Here is a 16687-nt window from a genome sequence, read left to right as displayed (position 1 = left end):
GGCGCACATGAACAACGCACCGATCACAGCTCGGAAGGACGCTCACCTGCCATGACGAACTCGGACAGGGAACAGAAGCTGGTCGATTACCTCAAGTGGGTGACCGCCGACCTGCACCAAACCCGGCAACGTGTGCAGGAGATGGAATCCGCGAGCCGCGAGCCGATCGCGATCGTCGCGATGAGCTGCCGCTACCCCGGCGATGTGACATCTCCGGAGGAATTGTGGGAGCTGGTCGCCGGCGAACGGGACGCGATCTCCGAATTCCCGCAGGATCGGGGTTGGGATCTGGACAATCTGTTCGACACCGATCAGCGGGCACGCGGAAAGAGTTACACCAGCGAGGGCGGATTCCTCTATGACGCGGCGGCCTTCGATGCCGGATTCTTCGGTATCAGCCCGCGCGAGGCGACCGCCATGGATCCGCAGCAGCGATTGCTGCTGGAAACCTCGTGGGAGGTGTTCGAACGGGCCGGGATCGACCCGGCCGCGATGCGCGGAACCCGTACCGGAGTGTTCGCCGGGGTGCTCTACGGCGACTACGCCAACAGTGTGCGGCTGCCCGATGAGGACCTCGAGGGCCTACTCGGGATCGGCAGCGCGGGCAGTGTGGTGTCCGGCCGGATCGCGTACAACCTGGGCCTGGAGGGTCCGGCCCTGACCGTCGATACCGCCTGCTCGTCATCGCTGGTGGCCATTCATCTGGCGGCTCAGGCGTTGCGGAAGGGCGAATGTTCGATGGCCCTGGCGGGCGGCGTCACCGTGATGGCCACGCCGGGTGTGTTCGTCGAATTCTCCCGGCAGGGCGGGCTCGCGGCGAACGGCCGGTGCAAGTCGTTCGCGGCGGCGGCGGACGGTACCGGCTGGGGTGAGGGCGCCGGAATGGTACTGCTGGAACGGCTTTCCGATGCCGAGGCCAATGGGCATCCGATCCTGGCCGTGGTGCGCGGTTCGGCGGTGAATCAGGACGGTGCCAGTAATGGTTTGACCGCCCCCAACGGGCCGTCGCAGGAACGGTTGATCCGGCAGGCACTGGCCGATGCCGGATTGGCGGCCGAGGATATCGATGCGGTGGAGGCGCATGGCACCGGGACGTCGCTGGGTGATCCCATCGAAGCCCAAGCCCTGCTCGCGACGTACGGCCGGCATCGTGATCCCGAGCGTCCGCTCTGGCTCGGTTCGGTGAAATCGAATATCGGTCATACGCAGGGTGCGGCCGGTATCGCCGGGGTCATCAAGATGGTCGAGGCCATGCGCCACGGCGTCATGCCGCGCACCCTGCACGTGGATGCGCCTACGCCGCACGTGGATTGGGATACGGGCGCTGTCGAGCTGCTCACCCGGGCCCGCGAATGGGATACCCGGGACGGCAGACCGCGTCGTGCGGGTGTCTCGTCGTTCGGTATTTCGGGCACGAATGCGCATGTCATCGTCGAACAACGGCCGGTCGCGGCAGCCCCCGCGCGGGCCGCCGATTCGCGGATGGTCCCGTGGGTCCTGTCCGCGCGCACCGCACCGGCGTTGCGGGAGCAGGCCGCTCGCCTGCGTGAACGGGTGCGGCAACATCCGGACCTGCGACCCGCGGACGTCGGGTTCTCCCTCGCCACCGGCCGCGCGCATTTCGAACATCGGGCGGCCCTGGTGGGTGCGGACCTGGACGCGCTGCTGCAGGGTCTCGACAGTGTGGCGGCCGGTGAGTCCGCGCCCAATACGGTGCAGGGGACCACCACCGGCCAGGGGCCGACCGCGTTCATGTTCACGGGCCAGGGATCGCAGCGCGCCGGTATGGGTAAGGGCCTGTACCAGGCGTTTCCGGTATTCGCGGCGGCGCTCGACGAGGTGTGCGCGGCATTCGAACCGCATCTGGACCGATCGCTGCGGGCATTGATGTTCGCCGATCAGGGCAGCCCGGATTCGGATCTGCTGAATCAGACGAGGTATACCCAGCCCGCGCTGTTCGCGCTGGAGACGGCGCTGTATCGGCTACTCGCGCAGTGGGGTTCGACCCCCGATTTTCTGGTCGGTCATTCGATCGGGGAGTTGGTCGCCGCGCATGTCGCCGGTGTGCTGACGCTGCCCGATGCCGCGGCGATGGTCGCCGCGCGTGGCCGGCTGATGCAGTCCGCGCGCGCCGACGGTGCGATGGTGGCGATCGAGGCGGCCGAAGAGGAGGTTCTGGCCGTACTGCGCGAGCGTGCGGGTCTCGGGATCGCGGCGGTCAATGGCCCACGCGCGGTGGTGATTTCGGGTGACGAGGCGGCCGCGCTGGAGGTCATGGCCCACTTCCAGGGCGCGGGTCATAAGGTGCGCCGACTGAAGGTGAGTCATGCGTTCCACTCCCCGCACATGGACGAGGTGGTCGCGGAGTTCCGGGCCGTGGTCGCCGGTCTGACACTGAAACCTGCTGCTACGCCGATTGTTTCGAATGTCACCGGCCGGGTGGCGGAGGTGGCCGAGCTGTGTTCGCCGGACTACTGGTGTGATCATATTCGCCAGGCGGTGCGGTTCGACGATGCGATCGGGACCCTGCATCGCGCCGGTGTGGGCCGGTTCGTCGAGTTGGGGCCGGACGCCACTTTGACGGCCATGGCCGGTACGGCGCTGGCCCGCTACGAGGGGGTCTCCGCGCCGCCGAGCTTGACGCCGGTCCTGCAGCCCCGCCGTCCCGAGCCGCGGTCGGCATTGACCGCGCTGTGCCGTCTGTTCGTCACCGGTGCTCAGATCGACTGGCCCGCGGTATTCGAAGGTGCCGACGCGGAGCGAGTATCGTTGCCGCCCTATGCTTTTCAACGCCGCTCGTATTGGATCCGGGATACCGATCCGGTTGCGGGCGCCGGCCCGGGCGACGACTCCGGTTTCTGGGATATGGTGCGGTCGGGGAACGCCGAGGGACTCGCCGAGCTGCTCGGGTTCTCCGCGGCACAGCGGGCCGATCTCGCCGCGCTACTGCCCGGTCTGTCGCACTGGCATGACCGCGAGGAACGACGCTTCCGGATCGGCTGGCGGGCGCTCCCGGCGGCGGAGTCCGCGCCGCTGTCCGGTTCATGGCTGCTGCTGACTCCCGAGTCCGAATCGACCGGCGCGTACGCGCTTTCGGTGGCCGCCGCGCTGCGGACAGGGGGCGCGGATGTGGCGACCGTGACCATCCCCGACCATGGCGCGGATCCGGCGGACCTGGCTGCGGGGGCCGGCGGTCCGCTGCCGACCGCGGCCGGTGTCGTCCTGATCGTCGCCGAGAATGCCGGTGTCGCAACGCATTTCGGCGGAGCGGTGACGGTGCTCCGGGTACTGCGAGCGCTGACCGCCGCGCGGATCGAGGCCCCGCTGTGGGTGATCACCCGTGCAGCCGTCGCGGTACCCGGCTCCGGTACCCCGCCGGTCCCGTCGAGTGGTCAGGCCCCCGTATGGGGATTGGCTCAGGCCCTGCTGGCGGAGCCGCCGGGCGGGTGGGGCGGCCTGATCGATGTGCCGGACCCCGCCGATGCCGTCTCGCTCGGTCGCCTGGTGACCGTGCTGGCGGACGCGGATGAGGATCAGGTTGCCGTGCGCGGACATCGCGCCTATGTCAGACGCCTGCTGCCCGCGCCCGCGGGTGGCGCGGAGTCGCGCTGGACGCCGACCGGCACGGTCCTGGTGACCGGCGTGGCTTCCCTGCTCGGCCGGGCCGCGGTGTCCTGGCTCGCGGCCAACGGCGCTCAGCGGCTGCTCGTCGTCGCCGCGGAGCCGATCGACGCGATCGGGGGCGTGCTGGATGACCCTCGGGTGCGTGTCGTCGCCTGTGATGTGACCGACCGCGACGCGCTCACCGCCGTACTGGCCGAGATCCCCGCCGAGCATCCGCTGAACGCGGTCGTGCACGTGGACGACCACATCGCCGATCCGGAGAGTACCGAGCTCACCGAGGCAGGACTGGTGGCCGCGGCAGCTTCCGCGGTCGCGGCCTCGAATCTCGACCAGCTGACCAGCGGGTTCGACCTCGCCGCGTTCGTGCTGTGCTGTCCGGCCTCCGGAACGCTGGGAGTGCCGGAACTGGCTCATCAGGGTCCGGTGCAGGCGTATTTCGAGGCGCTCGTACGGGCGCGGCGGGCTCGGGGCGCCGTCGGCACGGTTGTCGCGTGGGGTCCGCTCACCGGTGCCGGCCCGCACGGCGCGGCCCGTCCGCTCGGCTCGGCCGAACTGTGGGAGGTGCCCGCTCGCCGGGTGCTGGACGTGGTGGGGCAGGCCGGTGCGGACACGGTCGTGGTCGCCGCCGTGCTGCCGGGCGATCAGCGCCGCGCCGATCGCCGGGATCGATTCTGGGGTGTGGTCCCCGGACCCGATCGCGCGCACACCGCCGCCGAGCCGGAGCGGGCCTCGATCGCGCATCTACTGGCGGGTGCTTCCGGGGCCGAGCGGGAGGCGGTGGTGGTCGAGTGGGTGCGCCGCGCCGCCGCGGACGTGCTGGGTCTGGACTCGGCCGCCGAGGTCGCGAGTGATGCGAACCTGTTCGATCTCGGCTTCACCTCGTTCGGTGCGCTGGAACTCAGCAATCGGCTGCGGCTGGCCGAGGTACAACTCTCGCCGCCGATCCTCTATGAGAAGCCGGTACCGCTGGAGATCGCACGCGCCCTGCTGGAGCTGCTCGACGGCGTCGCCGTCGAGGAACCCGTCTCCGAATCCACCCCGTAGTCATCGAATCGTGAACAAAGGAAAGATCATGGTCAAATCCCAGCGGCCGGAGTGGCGGCCGAGAATCCAGCCGATCGTCAACGAGCGCCGGCACACATTGAATTTCCTGCGCGAGATTCGCCAATTCTCACCGGTTTTCCTGGACACCGAGATCGATATGACCGCCGTGCAGCGGCATCGAACGGCCGCGCGCGCCGCGGATCAGCGGTTCTCGCTGGTCACCTACATTCTGTACGCGGCCGGTCGCACGCTGATCCGGCATCCGGAGGCCAATGCCGCGATCCAGGGCTGGACGACGCGGCCGCGAATTTCCCTGCACGACACGGTCAATGGCAAGGTCACGCTGGACAAGAAGCTGAATGGTCAGCGGGTGGTGCTGGCGACCATCCTGCCCGGACTCGAGCACGCCGAATTGATCGACATCCAGCGTGGTCTGGATCCGTTTCGGGACGGTGACCCGGACAAAATGCCGATGTTCGATCCGGTGCGCAAGCTGCAGGGGCTTCCGTGGCCGCTGGATCGGCTGGCGTATCGGCGCGTGGCGCGGCCGTTGGCCCGCCGGGGCGCGGTGCTGGGTACCTTCGCGCTGACGTCGCTGGGGCATCGGCCGGTCGACGGCTTCTATTCGGTCGGTGGTACGACCATCACCCTGGGGGTGGGCCGGGTGGTCGATCGGCCGGTCGTCCGCGATGGTGCGGTGGTCGTCGCGCCGACGATGCGGCTGAGTCTGACCTTCGATCACCGGGTCATCGATGGTGCGGAGGCCGCGGATGTGCTCGCGGAGCTCAAGACCGCGCTGGAGGAGTTCGGGCCCGCGGTGGTCCCGGTCCCGGCGGTCGAGCAGTCCGCGAAACCCGTTCTGGCCGAACGCGGTTGAATGGAGACCGGTGATGTCCGTACCAGGTATGAGCCTGCTCGGTAAGCTCGTGAATTTCCTCCTCGCCGGTATGGAGAAGTCCGGTGGCTTCGCGTTCTTCGGTTATGTGGTGTTGCTGCCCGCGCAGCAGCCCGGGCCGCCGGCGCCGGACCCGCGGGCCGATTGCCTGGACGAACCCGCGCCCGGGCATCCGGAACAACTCGATCCGCGACCGATGACCGCACTGGAGGCTCGGTTGTGGCACGACCTGCTGCACTGACACGCGAGCGCGCCGCGGCCGGTAGGGCCGCGCCGCGCCAGCTGGTCGTCGGGGTTTCAGTTCGCCGGAGGAACCCAAATATCAAGTCCCACAGAACGTTTTGCGATCGCGACCATGGTCCGGCGCGGCAGCAGCCGGGCCGCGTTGGCCGTGATCTTGTTCTGCCAGCCGGGTACGACGACCCGGCGGCCCCGCTTCAGACCGCGCAGGCCCGCCGCCACGACCTGTTCGGCGGTGAGCTGCTGCCCCACGGCGGCATGGGTCGAGCCGAGCACATCGAAGAACGAGGTCATCACCGGTCCCGGGCACAGCGCCAGCACCCGCACACCGGTGTCCTCGATCTCCCCGGCGAGCGCCTGACTGAACGACAGGATGAACGCCTTGGTCGCACCGTAGACCGCGAGATACGGGGCCGGTTGAAACCCTCCCATCGACCCCACATTGACGACGGTGCCCTGCCCGCGCGCCACCATGCCGGGCACCAGCGCGTGGCATAGATCGACCACGGTGACGACATTGAGCAGTACCTGATCGTGGTCCCGCTCCGGGTCGATCCGGTCGAATCGTCCTTGGGTCCCGAATCCCGCGTTGTTGACGAGGAAGTCGATGGTGAACCCGTCATCGGAGAGCATGGTGGCCAACTCCCGCACGGCCCCGGGCTGCGTGAGATCGAGGGCGTAGGGCACCGCGTGCACGCCGTATCGCGTCGACAACTCGGTAGCCCTGCTCACCAGGGCTTGCTTGGAACGCGCGACCAGCACCAGGTCCCGGCCGCTCTCGGCCAGTGCCTCGGCGAATGCGGAGCCGATTCCGCTCGATGCGCCGGTGATCAGCGCATAGCCTGTGGCGGGCGATTCGGTCATCACTTACCTCCCGGATCGAAGTGTCGGAATCGGTGCGCCGACCGGGGATCCGGCCGGCGGGTTGGCCATGCCACCGGCAGGCACGCTGTGCTCGGTCCGCGGGCGGGTCATGGCGCCGGAGAATTTGATCGCCGCCGCCCGCGTGACGAATCGGGGGATCAGCGCCGTCAGATTGTTGCGCCGGCCGATGATGACCGAGGGTGGGCGGCGGTCCAGGGCGGCGATCGATTCGTCGACCACCCGGGACGGGCTGACCTTCCCGCCGAACAGCGTCTCTTCTCCGTTACCGATGACGTCGAAGAATTCGGTATCGGTGGCGCCCGGGCAGACACCCAGGACCTGGACCTTGGATTTCCTGGTCTCCAGCCACAGCGCCTCGGTGAACGACAGGATGAACGCTTTGCTCGCACCGTAGACCGACATGTAGGGGATCGGTTGCAGTGCGGCGATCGAGGAGACGTTCATGACCGTGCCCCGATCGGCGGCGATCATGCCGGGCAGGTACTGGTGGGTCATGGCGACCAGGGCGCCGACATTGACCATCACCTGCGCGTGATTGGCGGCGGGCGACACCTGGTGCAACGGTCCGTAGGTGCCGAATCCGGCATTGTTGACGAGGATGTCGATCTCCAGCCCGAGGGCGTCGGTCTCCGCCTTCACCTGGGTGGCGGCATCGGGGTGGGCGAGGTCGGCGGCGACCGCGACGGCGTGGATGCCGAATTCCGCCCGCAGTCGCTGCGCCAGCTCTTCGAGCCGGTCGCGGCGCCGGGCGACGAGGACGACATTCGCGCCGCGCGCGGCCAGACCCTCCGCGTATGCCTTGCCGATTCCGGCCGAGGCGCCGGTCACCAGAGCGCAGCGGCCCTGGAATCGCTTGTTGTCGTTGACCATTGGCCTATTCCTTCTGTGCGGGTTGGTGGTCAGTTCTGGTGTTGTGGTGCCGGTATGGATCGGCCTACCGTGCGGTTCAGCACCTGGACGAGTGCGGACTGGTCCGGTCGCTGCGGGTGCCGCAGCCGCCCGGTGGCCAGGACGAACCCGTCGGGTCGCAGTAGGGCCGCATTGTGGGTGCCGAGCCACTGGTCGATCAGCCCGTCGGTATCGCGCAGGACGCCCGGCTCCGGTCGCGCGTACGCGGGTGCGAGGAGGCGGATGTTGACCGACCTGTCGAAACTCCGCTGCAGATAGGGCATGAAATGGGGGGTGTCCGGATCTGTCATACCGCTGCGCAGCAGTAGCAGCGGACGGGGATCGTCGAGCAGATCTCGCAGTCGGACGGTGGTTGCCCCGTCGGCCAGGAGGGCATCGGGAATCGGCCGCCCGGCGTCGTGACTGCCGGGGGCCGCCCGGCTCATCGCCGAGCGGGAGTAGTCGAGGTCCAGCTGTGCCAGCGACGGCACGATGCGCCGTCCGAGCAATCCGGTGCGGCTGGCTGCCCGCAGCAGTAGGTCGCGGGCGCCGATGGCGACCGGCGCACGCATCATCCAGGCGCGCACCTGCAGGTCGGTCAGCTTGGCCACCTGCTCGGCGATGGGCCGGCGTTCGGTTCGGTAGCTGTCGAGCAGGAATTTCTCGTCGCCGCCGGCGAGCGCGAGCGCGAGTTTCCACCCGAGGTTCGCCGCGTCCTGAATACCGGTGTTGAGACCCTGCCCGCCGGCGGGGCTGTGCACGTGGGCGGCGTCGCCGACCAGCACGGCCCGGCCGCGGATATAGTCGGCGGCGACCCGGCGGTGTACCCGGAACTGGCTGGTCCACTCCGCCTCGGCGATCCGGAACCGGTCCAGCCCCCAGTGCGCGAGGGTCTCGTTGATCGTCTCGATCCGCGGGGTTTCGCTGTCACGGTCCGGCTGGTCGGGCCGGCACAGGAAGACGCGGTGCATACCGTGCGGCAGGGGGACGACCACCAGCGTGCCCTGTGGTCCGAGGTGGTATTGCACCTCGGCGTCCAGGCCGGGTTCGGCGAGCACGGCGTCGGCGAGGACGAAATCCTCGGGGTAGCTGTCGCCGTCGAACGCGATGCCGGCGTGGGTGCGTACGGTGCTGCGGGAGCCGTCCGCGCCGACGACCCAGCGGCAGCTGATATCCAGTTCGCCCGCGGCGCAGGTGGTGGAGACCGTCGCCGTGTCACCGGTGGCGTCGATATGGGTGACACTGGAATCCCAGTGCACCTCCCCGCCGAGGTCGCGGTAACGGTTGAGCAGGATCCGCTCGACCTCCGGTTGTGGCAGCACGATCGGTCCGAGCGTGCCGGTCTCGCGCAACCCGGCGAAGTCGATCGTGGCGATCTGCCGTCCGCGCGACCAATAGCTTCCGCCGCGCAGCGCGATGCCCTCGCCGAATTCGCGGCGGTCCACTCCGGCCCGGAGCATGGCCTCGATGGCGCCGTTCCACAGTGCCAGCGCCTTGGGCTGGGTCGAGAGTTGACTTCGGCGTTCCACCACGAGGTGTGGGACGTCCCGGCGGGCGAGTTCGCAGGCGAGCATGAGTCCCACGGGACCCGCGCCGACAATGACAACCTGGGTGTGCGCTTGGTGCGTCATCGGAGCCTTCTATCGATCGAGATCAGTTCGTTCGGTTCGTCCGGTAGCTCCGCGCCGTCGGATCGCGGGGCGGCGGAGTCGAGGGTGTCGTCGAAGGCGGGTGCGGCGGGATCGACGACGAAGTCACGGCGGCGAATCGTCGCGAACGCGATCGCGGCGCCGAGGAGGGTGATGATTCCGCCCAGTCCCGCGACGAGGTGGAATCCACTGAGGAAGGCGTGCTGGGCGGCGTCGGCGACGGCCGTGCGCGCGGGGTCGGGTACGGCGGTGGTGATATCGCGCCCGGCCCCTGCGGCGACCTGTTCGGCCAGGTGCCCGTAGGCGGTGTCATTGCCGGATTCGGTGAGCCGGGTGTGGAATACGGCGTCGATGCGGTGATGTGCGACCGCGCCGAGTACCGCGACGCCGAGCGCGACGCCACCCTGCTGGAAGGATTCGTTGACGCCCGCGCCCATGCCCGCGTCCTCCGGCGGGACCAGGGCTACCGCGGCGTTGGCGCGCGGCGGATTGTGCGCGCCCATGCCGATGCCGGCCACCACCATGCCGGGCAGCAGGACGGCCCAGGTGCTGTTCACATCGACCAGCAGCATCAGCAGGAATCCGACGCCGGCGAACAGCAGCGCCCCGCCCATGAGGACCCGGATCGGGACTCGTGCGCTGAGTACACCGCCGATGGCGCCCGCAGCGAACAGCACCACGGTCAAGGGCAGGAATCGGAGTCCGGTGGCGATCGCCGACATGCCGAGACTGCCCTCGAGCCAGAGCACCACGTAGAGGATGATCGCGTTCACCGCGAAGTTGAAGCAGAACGTGGCCGCACTCAAACCCCGGAAAGTGTTGTTGCGGAACAGCTTCAGATCCAGCATCGGGTGTTCGGCGCGGCGTTCGACGAGTACGAAGGCCACCGTGAGCGCTGCGGCGACAAGGAAGGTGACAATGCTGCGGGTCGAGGTCCAGCCGTCGCGTTCGCCGCGCAGGACGGCCAGGATCAGCGCGAACATCGCACCTGAAATGGTGAATACGCCGGGCAGATCGATCGGCCGGGCATGGTCGAGGCGGGACTCCGCGACCCGGGTGACGATGATGATCAGTCCGACCAGTCCCACCGGCACATTGATGAGGAATACCCATCGCCAGCTCAACTCGGTCAGCACCCCGCCCAGCAGTGGCCCGCACGCGATGGCCAGGCCGCTGACGGCACCGAAGACGCCGAAGGCGGTACCGCGTTCGCGGCCGACGAAGTCGCGCGCGATCAATGCCGGCCCGACCGCGTAGAGCACGGCCGCGCCGATGCCCTGCGCGCCGCGGGCCAGATTGAGCAGCAGCACCCCCTGGGCGAGCCCGCACAGCAGTGAGGCGACGGTGAACCACACCAGACCGGCGGCGAATACCCGGCGCCGTCCGATCCGGTCGGCGATCGATCCCGCGGTGAGCAGCAGTGCGGCCAGGGCGAGCGCGTACGCGTCGATGACCCACTGCATCTCGCTGAAGTCGGCCCGCAGATCGTGCTGGATCGGCGGTAAGGCGACGTTGACCACCGTCAGATCCAGCAACAGCATGAACACCGAGAGCGATACCGCGGCGAGCGTCCACCAGCGCGCGCTGGTGGAGGAGTGCTGCGTGCCGGCCGGGGCGGGTGATCCGAAGGTCGTGCTCATCGGAGTGCTCCCGTCGCGAGCCCGGAGTTCCGGTCGGGCCGGGCCAGCATGCGGTCGATCTCGGCGATGCACGCGCGGGTCTCGACGAAGCGGTGGGTCCGCATCCCGTGCCGCCGGGCCGCCGTGCAGTTCGCCGCGTCGTCGTCGACGAATACGCATTCGTCGGCGGGCACGCCGAGTCGGTCGGTGGTGATCGTGAAGATCTCGGGTTCGGGTTTGCGGCACCCGACGTCGGAGGAGTCCACGATGACGTCGAAGACGTGCAGTGGCACCTGGGCGGTCCAGTATGGCCGCCATTCCCGAACATTGTTGGTCAGCAACGCGATTCGCTGTCCGCGCTGATGGAGTTCGAGCAGATGGCCGATCATCTCGGCATTGGCGGTCCGGCCCCGGAACCACAGCGCGGTGAAGTTCGACAGATCGATGACGCGACCGGTGACCGCGCTGAGCGCGGCGCTCATGCGGGTGAGGAATTGCGTCTCGGTGAGTTCACCGCGTTCGAGCAGTGCCATCGGGGTCGCGCCGGTGCAGTCGGCCGCGAGGGCGAGCGCGGTCGGCACGGCAGTGGGCGCGATGTCCAGGTGCCGGGCGAATCGGCCGATCGTCTCGGCGATCGGATTGGTGAGTACCCCGCCGTAGTCGACGACCAGCACGGGTTGCGTTACATCCACGATCCGACCTCCGCTTGTGCGCCGGCTATCGTCCGCCCACCCTGCTCCAGATCGAAGTCCACCGCGACCCGGCCGGATCCCATTGCGGCACAACGGGTCATGCGACAGTAGACGGGCAATTCGAGTTCGGCGAAGTCGCGGAAATCGACTTGGAAGCGCAGCAGTTCGAGCTGATCCACCGCGATTCCGGCCAGGGCCGACTGCGCGGCGAAGCTCACCGCGGCCTGCCGGCATCCTTCGGTCAGCAACATTCCCGAGACGTGATCGACCTTGTGATCGCACAGGGACGGGTGGCTGTGATCGACGATCAGCTCGAACAACTCGCGGTCGCCGGTCGCGGCGATGACTACGTTCCGGCGGTTGAACCGGCCGACCCGCTGGGGATCGATCGGGGTGGCGCGGTTCGGTTCCGCCAGTGGCGGGAGCTCCTTCCCGGCCCGGCCGGCGGCGCGCATGACCGCGAAGAATTCCGGCGGGGTGAAGCTCAGCGATCCGATGAGTGTGCCGAACGCGCGGCCGTCGAGTTCGAACCGGCAGATGATGTGGGTGCCCGTGAGTTTTCCGTCGGCGTAGAACCGCTTGTCCATGTCGATCTGGATCAGCAGGTGCCCGGGCAGGTCGACCACGGTCATGGCGACGGGGTCGGTGATGGCGAGGTCCGCCTTGCGAAATATGAAGGCCCAGTTGCGGGGTACGCCATAGAACTGGTGCGTGAGCAGGATGGCGGCTTGCCGCGTCGCCTCCAGCACCATCAGCGGGTCGTACAACGGTTGGATGCGGTCTCCGTACAGTGCGTGACCGCGGGGCAGTTGTGCGGCGACCTTGAATCGGTTTTCGCCGATCGCGGCGGCATCGGTGACGAATACCTCGCCGACCGCGGCGCGGTGGACAAGGCCACGGGGCACGGTCCGATCGAAGGTGAGTTCGTCGATCCCCAGGTCGGATCCGGTCTCAGGGCCTCTGAATACGACAGTCATTTTCTTCCAGCCTCCCTCGCTGGTGCGATGGTTCAGAAATATGATCGCAGCTACTGATCGTAGAGACGAACGACTATCTGTCAACGCGAGCATCGACGCCAAAACCGGTGCAAGAGAGCCACCTTGGACTCGCTTAAGGACACAGTTCAAACCCTGTTAACCGGCTCGGGTCGGGGAAGGGGGCGGTCCTGGCATAATGGACATGTCAAGTGAAAAAATAGTGCCGCATCTAGATGATCGAAATCGTCGAGTATCATTTGCCTCTATCGATCGTGAAGTTGATCTAGATAAGATTGCAGTCGACCGCCGGCCAGGCACCGAACAAAGGAGCTCGAAGGTGAACCGAGATATCCCAGAGCGTTGGCGGGATCCAGCGACGTCCGTGCAACTGCCTAGCAAACTCATCGCTACGCCGCTGTCGTCCAGCGTCATCTATCTGGCATTTCAGCTCGGCGTACAGCTGGGACCCCATATCGAATCGCTGCTCGCGCAATTCGGACTAACCGGTCGCACGTATCACATCCTCGAACTGGTCATCGCCAATCAGGGCAGTTCGCAGCGCGAAGTCGCCGACCAATTGGGTATCGATCCGACCCCGGTGGTCGCCGCCGTGGACTATCTGGAGTCCAGTGGGCTACTCGAGCGCCGCCGCAGCGCCGCCGATCGCCGCCGGTACGACCTGCGGGCGACGCGGTCGGGAACCGCCTTGGCGGGCCGGGCCCGGGCCGCGGCAGCACAACTCGAGGACCGGCTCCTGATGGGTCTGGACGAGGGTGAACGCGCCGCGTTCAAAGACGGGTTGCAGACCCTGTTCGACTCCACCGAGGCGCCGGTCGTACCCTCCCAGCTGTCCTGACGGACGACGGCGACCTGCCTCGATCGAAAGATTGGGGTTAGTCCGGGTTTAGCCACGGCTTCTACCATTTCTACTGCCGAGCACCATTCGCAGAAGGTAGTCCGGAATGACTGAACGAAATGTACATATTCTGTCCGTGGGAACATTCCTGCCCGGGGACCCCATCGACAATGTCACCCTCGCCGAGCGCTTCGGCATGAATTCGGCGTGGCTGCAGTGGGTCGATATGTTCATCGGAACAAAAGGCAGGCATTACGGGTTCGATATTCGAACCGGCGAACGGCACACCACCGTCGCGGATATGGGCACCGCCTCGGGCGCCCGGGCATTGCGGCAGGCCGCGCTGGCGCCCGAGGATATCGATCTCATCGTCATGGGTACCGCCACCCCAGATCAGCTGATGCCCGCCACCGTGAATGTGATCGCGGATCGCCTCGGAATCAACGGTATCGCCTCGTTCCAGCTGCAATCGGGCTGTTCAGGGGCGTTGCAGGCGCTGGATGTGGCACGTCAGATGTTGCTGACGGGCCGCCATCGGACCGCACTGGTGATCGGGGCCGAATCGATCGGTAAGCATTACGACGCCGATGTGGGTTTCGCCTCCGCCGACGCGGCCTATGCCGTGAACACCCTGCTCTTCGGTGACGGGGCGGGTGCGGCGGTGCTCAGCACCGATCCGGTCGCCGGGACCCCGGTCCTGCACGGGTCGATGGTGCGGCTGGTCGGGATGGGCCGGTCGCCGGGCCAGGTGGTGGAGTGGTACGGCGCCGGTGGCAGTGCCGACGGGCGCGGCGGGGCCGCCGCGGTCTCCGAGGATTACAAGGCGATCGAGCAGAGCGTGCCGGTCATGGCCAAAGAGATGTTGAAGGAATTGCTGGAGGACCTCGACTGGAACGAGAACGAGATCGATTTCATTCTGCCGCCACAGCTTTCCGGCCGAATGACGAAGTTGATCGTCGATCATCTCGCGCTCTCGGACTCCCATGAGATCTCCTGTGTGCGCGAGATCGGCAACACCGGCAATGCGACGCCATTCTTTCAACTCGAACGTGTCATTCCGAAAATGACCGAGGGCGATCGCGCGGTCTGCATTTCCATCGAATCCAGCAAGTGGATCGAGGCCGGCTTCGCAGTGGAGAAGCCATGACCGACGCCACCACGCCGGCCGAGCCGCAATCGGCCCCGCTCGACCGCATCATGGAGTTGCAGCGGGCCGGACGACTCGCCTCGGATTTCCCCGTGATCACCGCGCTGTTGCGGGAACTCGATCCGGCGCAGTTGCGACTGGCCGGACAGCTACTGGCCAGAGTCGATCCGGCGGATATTCGCGCAGCGCATCCTTCGACTCCGGTCCTGAATGTCGCCCTCACCGGACATGGCACCTTGAATACACTGGTTCCCGCCCTGACCGCGGAGCTGGCCAGGCACGGCTTACTGCTGTGTCCGGTGGTATCGGACTACAACGGTTATGTCTTCGATCTTTCCGAGCCGGACAGCCGCCTGTTCGCCGCGCGACCGGACCTCGTGGTCTGTGTGCTGGACCCCATGATGGTGTTCGACGATATCGCGACGCCGTGGGATGTTCCGGCGGTCGCCGCCGCGCTGGCGGAGAAGGAGCGGCTGATCGAATGGCTGGTCACCAGGTTCGAAGCCACCAGCGGGGCCACCCTGGTACTCAATACGCTGCCGCTGCCGCGCCGGCTGGCCGCCCAACTGGTCGACCATCGGTCGCGGGCGGCGCTCGGCGCGGCGTGGCGCCGGACCAATGCCCGCCTGCTCGAACTGCCCGAACGGCATCCGTCGACGGTGGTGATCGATCTGGATCCGCTACTGGCCGAAGGGATTCCGGCCGAGGATGTGCGGCTCAGCACCTACGCGAAAGTGCATCTGTCGCCCGAGCTGTTCGGCCGTTTCGCGCGTGAGCTGGGACATCTGGCCCGCCACCTGACCGGCCGCACGAAGAAGGTGCTGGCGGTGGACCTCGACAATACGATGTGGGGTGGGGTGCTCGGTGATGACGGGATGGCGGGAATCCAGGTCGCCGACAGCTATCGGGGTGAGGCGTTCCGGGCTTTTCAACGGGTCGTCCGGCAACTGGGTAGCCAGGGTGTGCTGCTGACCGCGATCAGCAAGAACGATATCGAGCCGGTGCGCGAAGTGCTCCGCGACCATCCGGATATGACGGTGCGGGAGGGCGATTTCGTTCGGGTGACAGCGAATTGGCTGCCCAAGCCGGACAATCTGCGCGAGACCGCGGCGGTGCTGAATCTCGATCCGGACAGTTTCGTCTTCGTCGACGACAGTCCGTACGAGTGCGGTTTGATGCGGTACGAGCTGCCGCAGGTGAGCACCGTGCAGGTCGATGCCGAACCGGCGCTGCATGTGGAGCGACTCTTGGCGGACGGCTGGTTCGATGTCCGCGAGTTGACCACCGAGGACCGGTCTCGTCCCGAACTGTATCGAGGCGAGAGCGCACGCAGTGATTTCCTGCAGGAGTTCGAGTCGACGGCCGACTACCTTCGAGAATTGCGGATCGAAGTGCGGTTGACGCGGGCCGAAGTGGCTGACATCCAACGGGTTTCGCAGATCACGCTGCGGACCAACCAGTTCAATATGACCACGCTCCGGTTGCAGCCCGCCGATGTGCAAGCGCTGCTCGCCGACCCCGCGGCCCTGGTGCTGACCGTGCGCGCGCGGGACCGGTTCGGCGAGAACGGGATGGTCGGGGCGATCTTCGTGCGCCGCGAGGGCGCGGACGCCCATATCGAGAATTTCCTGCTCAGCTGCCGGGTGTTCTCCCGCGGCATCGAGCAGGCCTGCCTGGCCGGTCTGCTCGAGCACCTGCGCGGGCAGGGCTGCGAGAGTGTTCTCGGCGCCCACCGTGCCACTGCCAAGAACGCGGGTGTACGAGATCTGTACTCGCGGTTCGGATTCGAGCGGTACCGCGATGACGGTGCCGAGACGACCTACCGCCACCCCCTGCGCGACGTGCTCGCGGTACCCGAGCACGTGCGGCTGTTGTTCGATGTTCCCGAGAAGGAGACCGCCCTGTGAACACCATCGACGATTTCGTCGCCATCGTCCGGGATGAGATCGGACTCGCGGCGGTGACCCCCGAACATGCCACCGGCAGTCTCGATACGGTGCCCGGCTGGGATTCGATCCATTTGCTGAGCGTCATCGCCACGATGGAGGCGCGGACCGGTCGCAGTGTCCCGCTGCCCGAGCTGCTGGAAGCCGCGTCGCTGGAACAGATCTACGAGATGTACACCGGCTGACGATATGCGGGAATCGAGCGGAATTGCATCTGATGCAACA

13 protein-coding genes are annotated in these 16687 nt (G+C 67.2%); 7 read left to right on the top strand and 6 right to left on the bottom strand.

From position 1 onward, the window contains the following. Positions 1–51 precede the first annotated feature (51 nt). The 3 genes from GFY24_RS33965 to GFY24_RS33955 are packed head-to-tail and all read left to right on the top strand — an operon-like array spanning position 52 to position 5804. Positions 52–4668 carry a type I polyketide synthase gene (locus tag GFY24_RS33965; RefSeq protein WP_153809213.1) on the top strand — a complete coding sequence of 1539 codons (4617 nt, stop codon included), beginning with the start codon at positions 52–54 and terminating at the stop codon, positions 4666–4668. 28 nt (positions 4669–4696) lie between these two features. Continuing rightward, positions 4697–5545 (top strand): 2-oxo acid dehydrogenase subunit E2, encoded by an 849-nt coding sequence (locus tag GFY24_RS33960; protein WP_153809212.1) that lies wholly within the window; start codon positions 4697–4699, stop codon positions 5543–5545. Positions 5546–5558: 13 nt separating this feature from the next. Continuing rightward, positions 5559–5804 carry a DUF6059 family protein gene (locus tag GFY24_RS33955; RefSeq protein ID WP_153809211.1) on the top strand — a complete coding sequence of 82 codons (246 nt, stop codon included), beginning with the start codon at positions 5559–5561 and terminating at the stop codon, positions 5802–5804. 56 nt (positions 5805–5860) lie between these two features. On the opposite strand, the gene GFY24_RS33950 is transcribed toward GFY24_RS33955, so the two are convergent. Genes GFY24_RS33950 through GFY24_RS33925 form a run of 6 tightly spaced genes read right to left on the bottom strand, consistent with a single transcriptional unit; the run spans position 5861 to position 12513 of the window. After that, the gene (locus tag GFY24_RS33950) at positions 5861–6667 is read right to left on the bottom strand and encodes an SDR family oxidoreductase (RefSeq protein ID WP_153809210.1); all 807 of its coding nucleotides are present in this window, start codon (positions 6665–6667) and stop codon (positions 5861–5863) included. Between the two features lie 3 nt (positions 6668–6670). Continuing rightward, the gene (locus GFY24_RS33945) at positions 6671–7558 is read right to left on the bottom strand and encodes an SDR family oxidoreductase (protein ID WP_153809209.1); all 888 of its coding nucleotides are present in this window, start codon (positions 7556–7558) and stop codon (positions 6671–6673) included. 29 nt (positions 7559–7587) lie between these two features. Beyond that, entirely contained in the window at positions 7588–9207 is a 1620-nt protein-coding gene (locus GFY24_RS33940; RefSeq protein WP_153809208.1) for an NAD(P)/FAD-dependent oxidoreductase, read from the bottom strand. Then, positions 9204–10865 carry an MFS transporter gene (locus tag GFY24_RS33935; RefSeq protein WP_153809207.1) on the bottom strand — a complete coding sequence of 554 codons (1662 nt, stop codon included), beginning with the start codon at positions 10863–10865 and terminating at the stop codon, positions 9204–9206. Before GFY24_RS33935 ends, GFY24_RS33940 begins: the two co-directional genes overlap by 4 nt. After that, a complete protein-coding gene (locus tag GFY24_RS42515) occupies positions 10862–11536 on the bottom strand; it encodes an HAD family phosphatase (RefSeq protein ID WP_309231658.1) in 675 nt (224 codons plus the stop codon). The genes GFY24_RS33935 and GFY24_RS42515 overlap by 4 nt, the downstream gene beginning before the upstream one ends. Further along, positions 11527–12513 (bottom strand): ScbA/BarX family gamma-butyrolactone biosynthesis protein, encoded by a 987-nt coding sequence (locus GFY24_RS33925; RefSeq protein WP_194853127.1) that lies wholly within the window; start codon positions 12511–12513, stop codon positions 11527–11529. The genes GFY24_RS42515 and GFY24_RS33925 overlap by 10 nt, the downstream gene beginning before the upstream one ends. Positions 12514–12895: 382 nt before the next feature. Here GFY24_RS33925 and GFY24_RS33920 point away from each other — a divergent pair, with 382 nt between their 5' ends. From GFY24_RS33920 to GFY24_RS33905, 4 genes are all read left to right on the top strand, one after another. Continuing rightward, entirely contained in the window at positions 12896–13369 is a 474-nt protein-coding gene (locus GFY24_RS33920; RefSeq protein WP_309231657.1) for a MarR family winged helix-turn-helix transcriptional regulator, read from the top strand. 106 nt (positions 13370–13475) lie between these two features. After that, complete coding sequence (locus GFY24_RS33915; RefSeq protein WP_153809204.1) at positions 13476–14516, top strand: 3-oxoacyl-ACP synthase III family protein; 1041 nt, start codon at positions 13476–13478, stop codon at positions 14514–14516. Continuing rightward, a complete protein-coding gene (locus GFY24_RS33910; RefSeq protein ID WP_153809203.1) occupies positions 14513–16423 on the top strand; it encodes an HAD family hydrolase in 1911 nt (636 codons plus the stop codon). The genes GFY24_RS33915 and GFY24_RS33910 overlap by 4 nt, the downstream gene beginning before the upstream one ends. Next, positions 16420–16647 carry an acyl carrier protein gene (locus GFY24_RS33905; RefSeq protein WP_194853126.1) on the top strand — a complete coding sequence of 76 codons (228 nt, stop codon included), beginning with the start codon at positions 16420–16422 and terminating at the stop codon, positions 16645–16647. Before GFY24_RS33910 ends, GFY24_RS33905 begins: the two co-directional genes overlap by 4 nt. Positions 16648–16687 lie beyond the last annotated feature (40 nt).

It is taken from the genome of Nocardia sp. SYP-A9097 (genome assembly GCF_009649815.1).
Lineage (GTDB): Bacteria > Actinomycetota > Actinomycetes > Mycobacteriales > Mycobacteriaceae > Nocardia.
The sequence above is the reverse complement of the archived record's forward strand: the minus strand, read 5'-3'. Positions and strand labels throughout refer to the sequence as shown.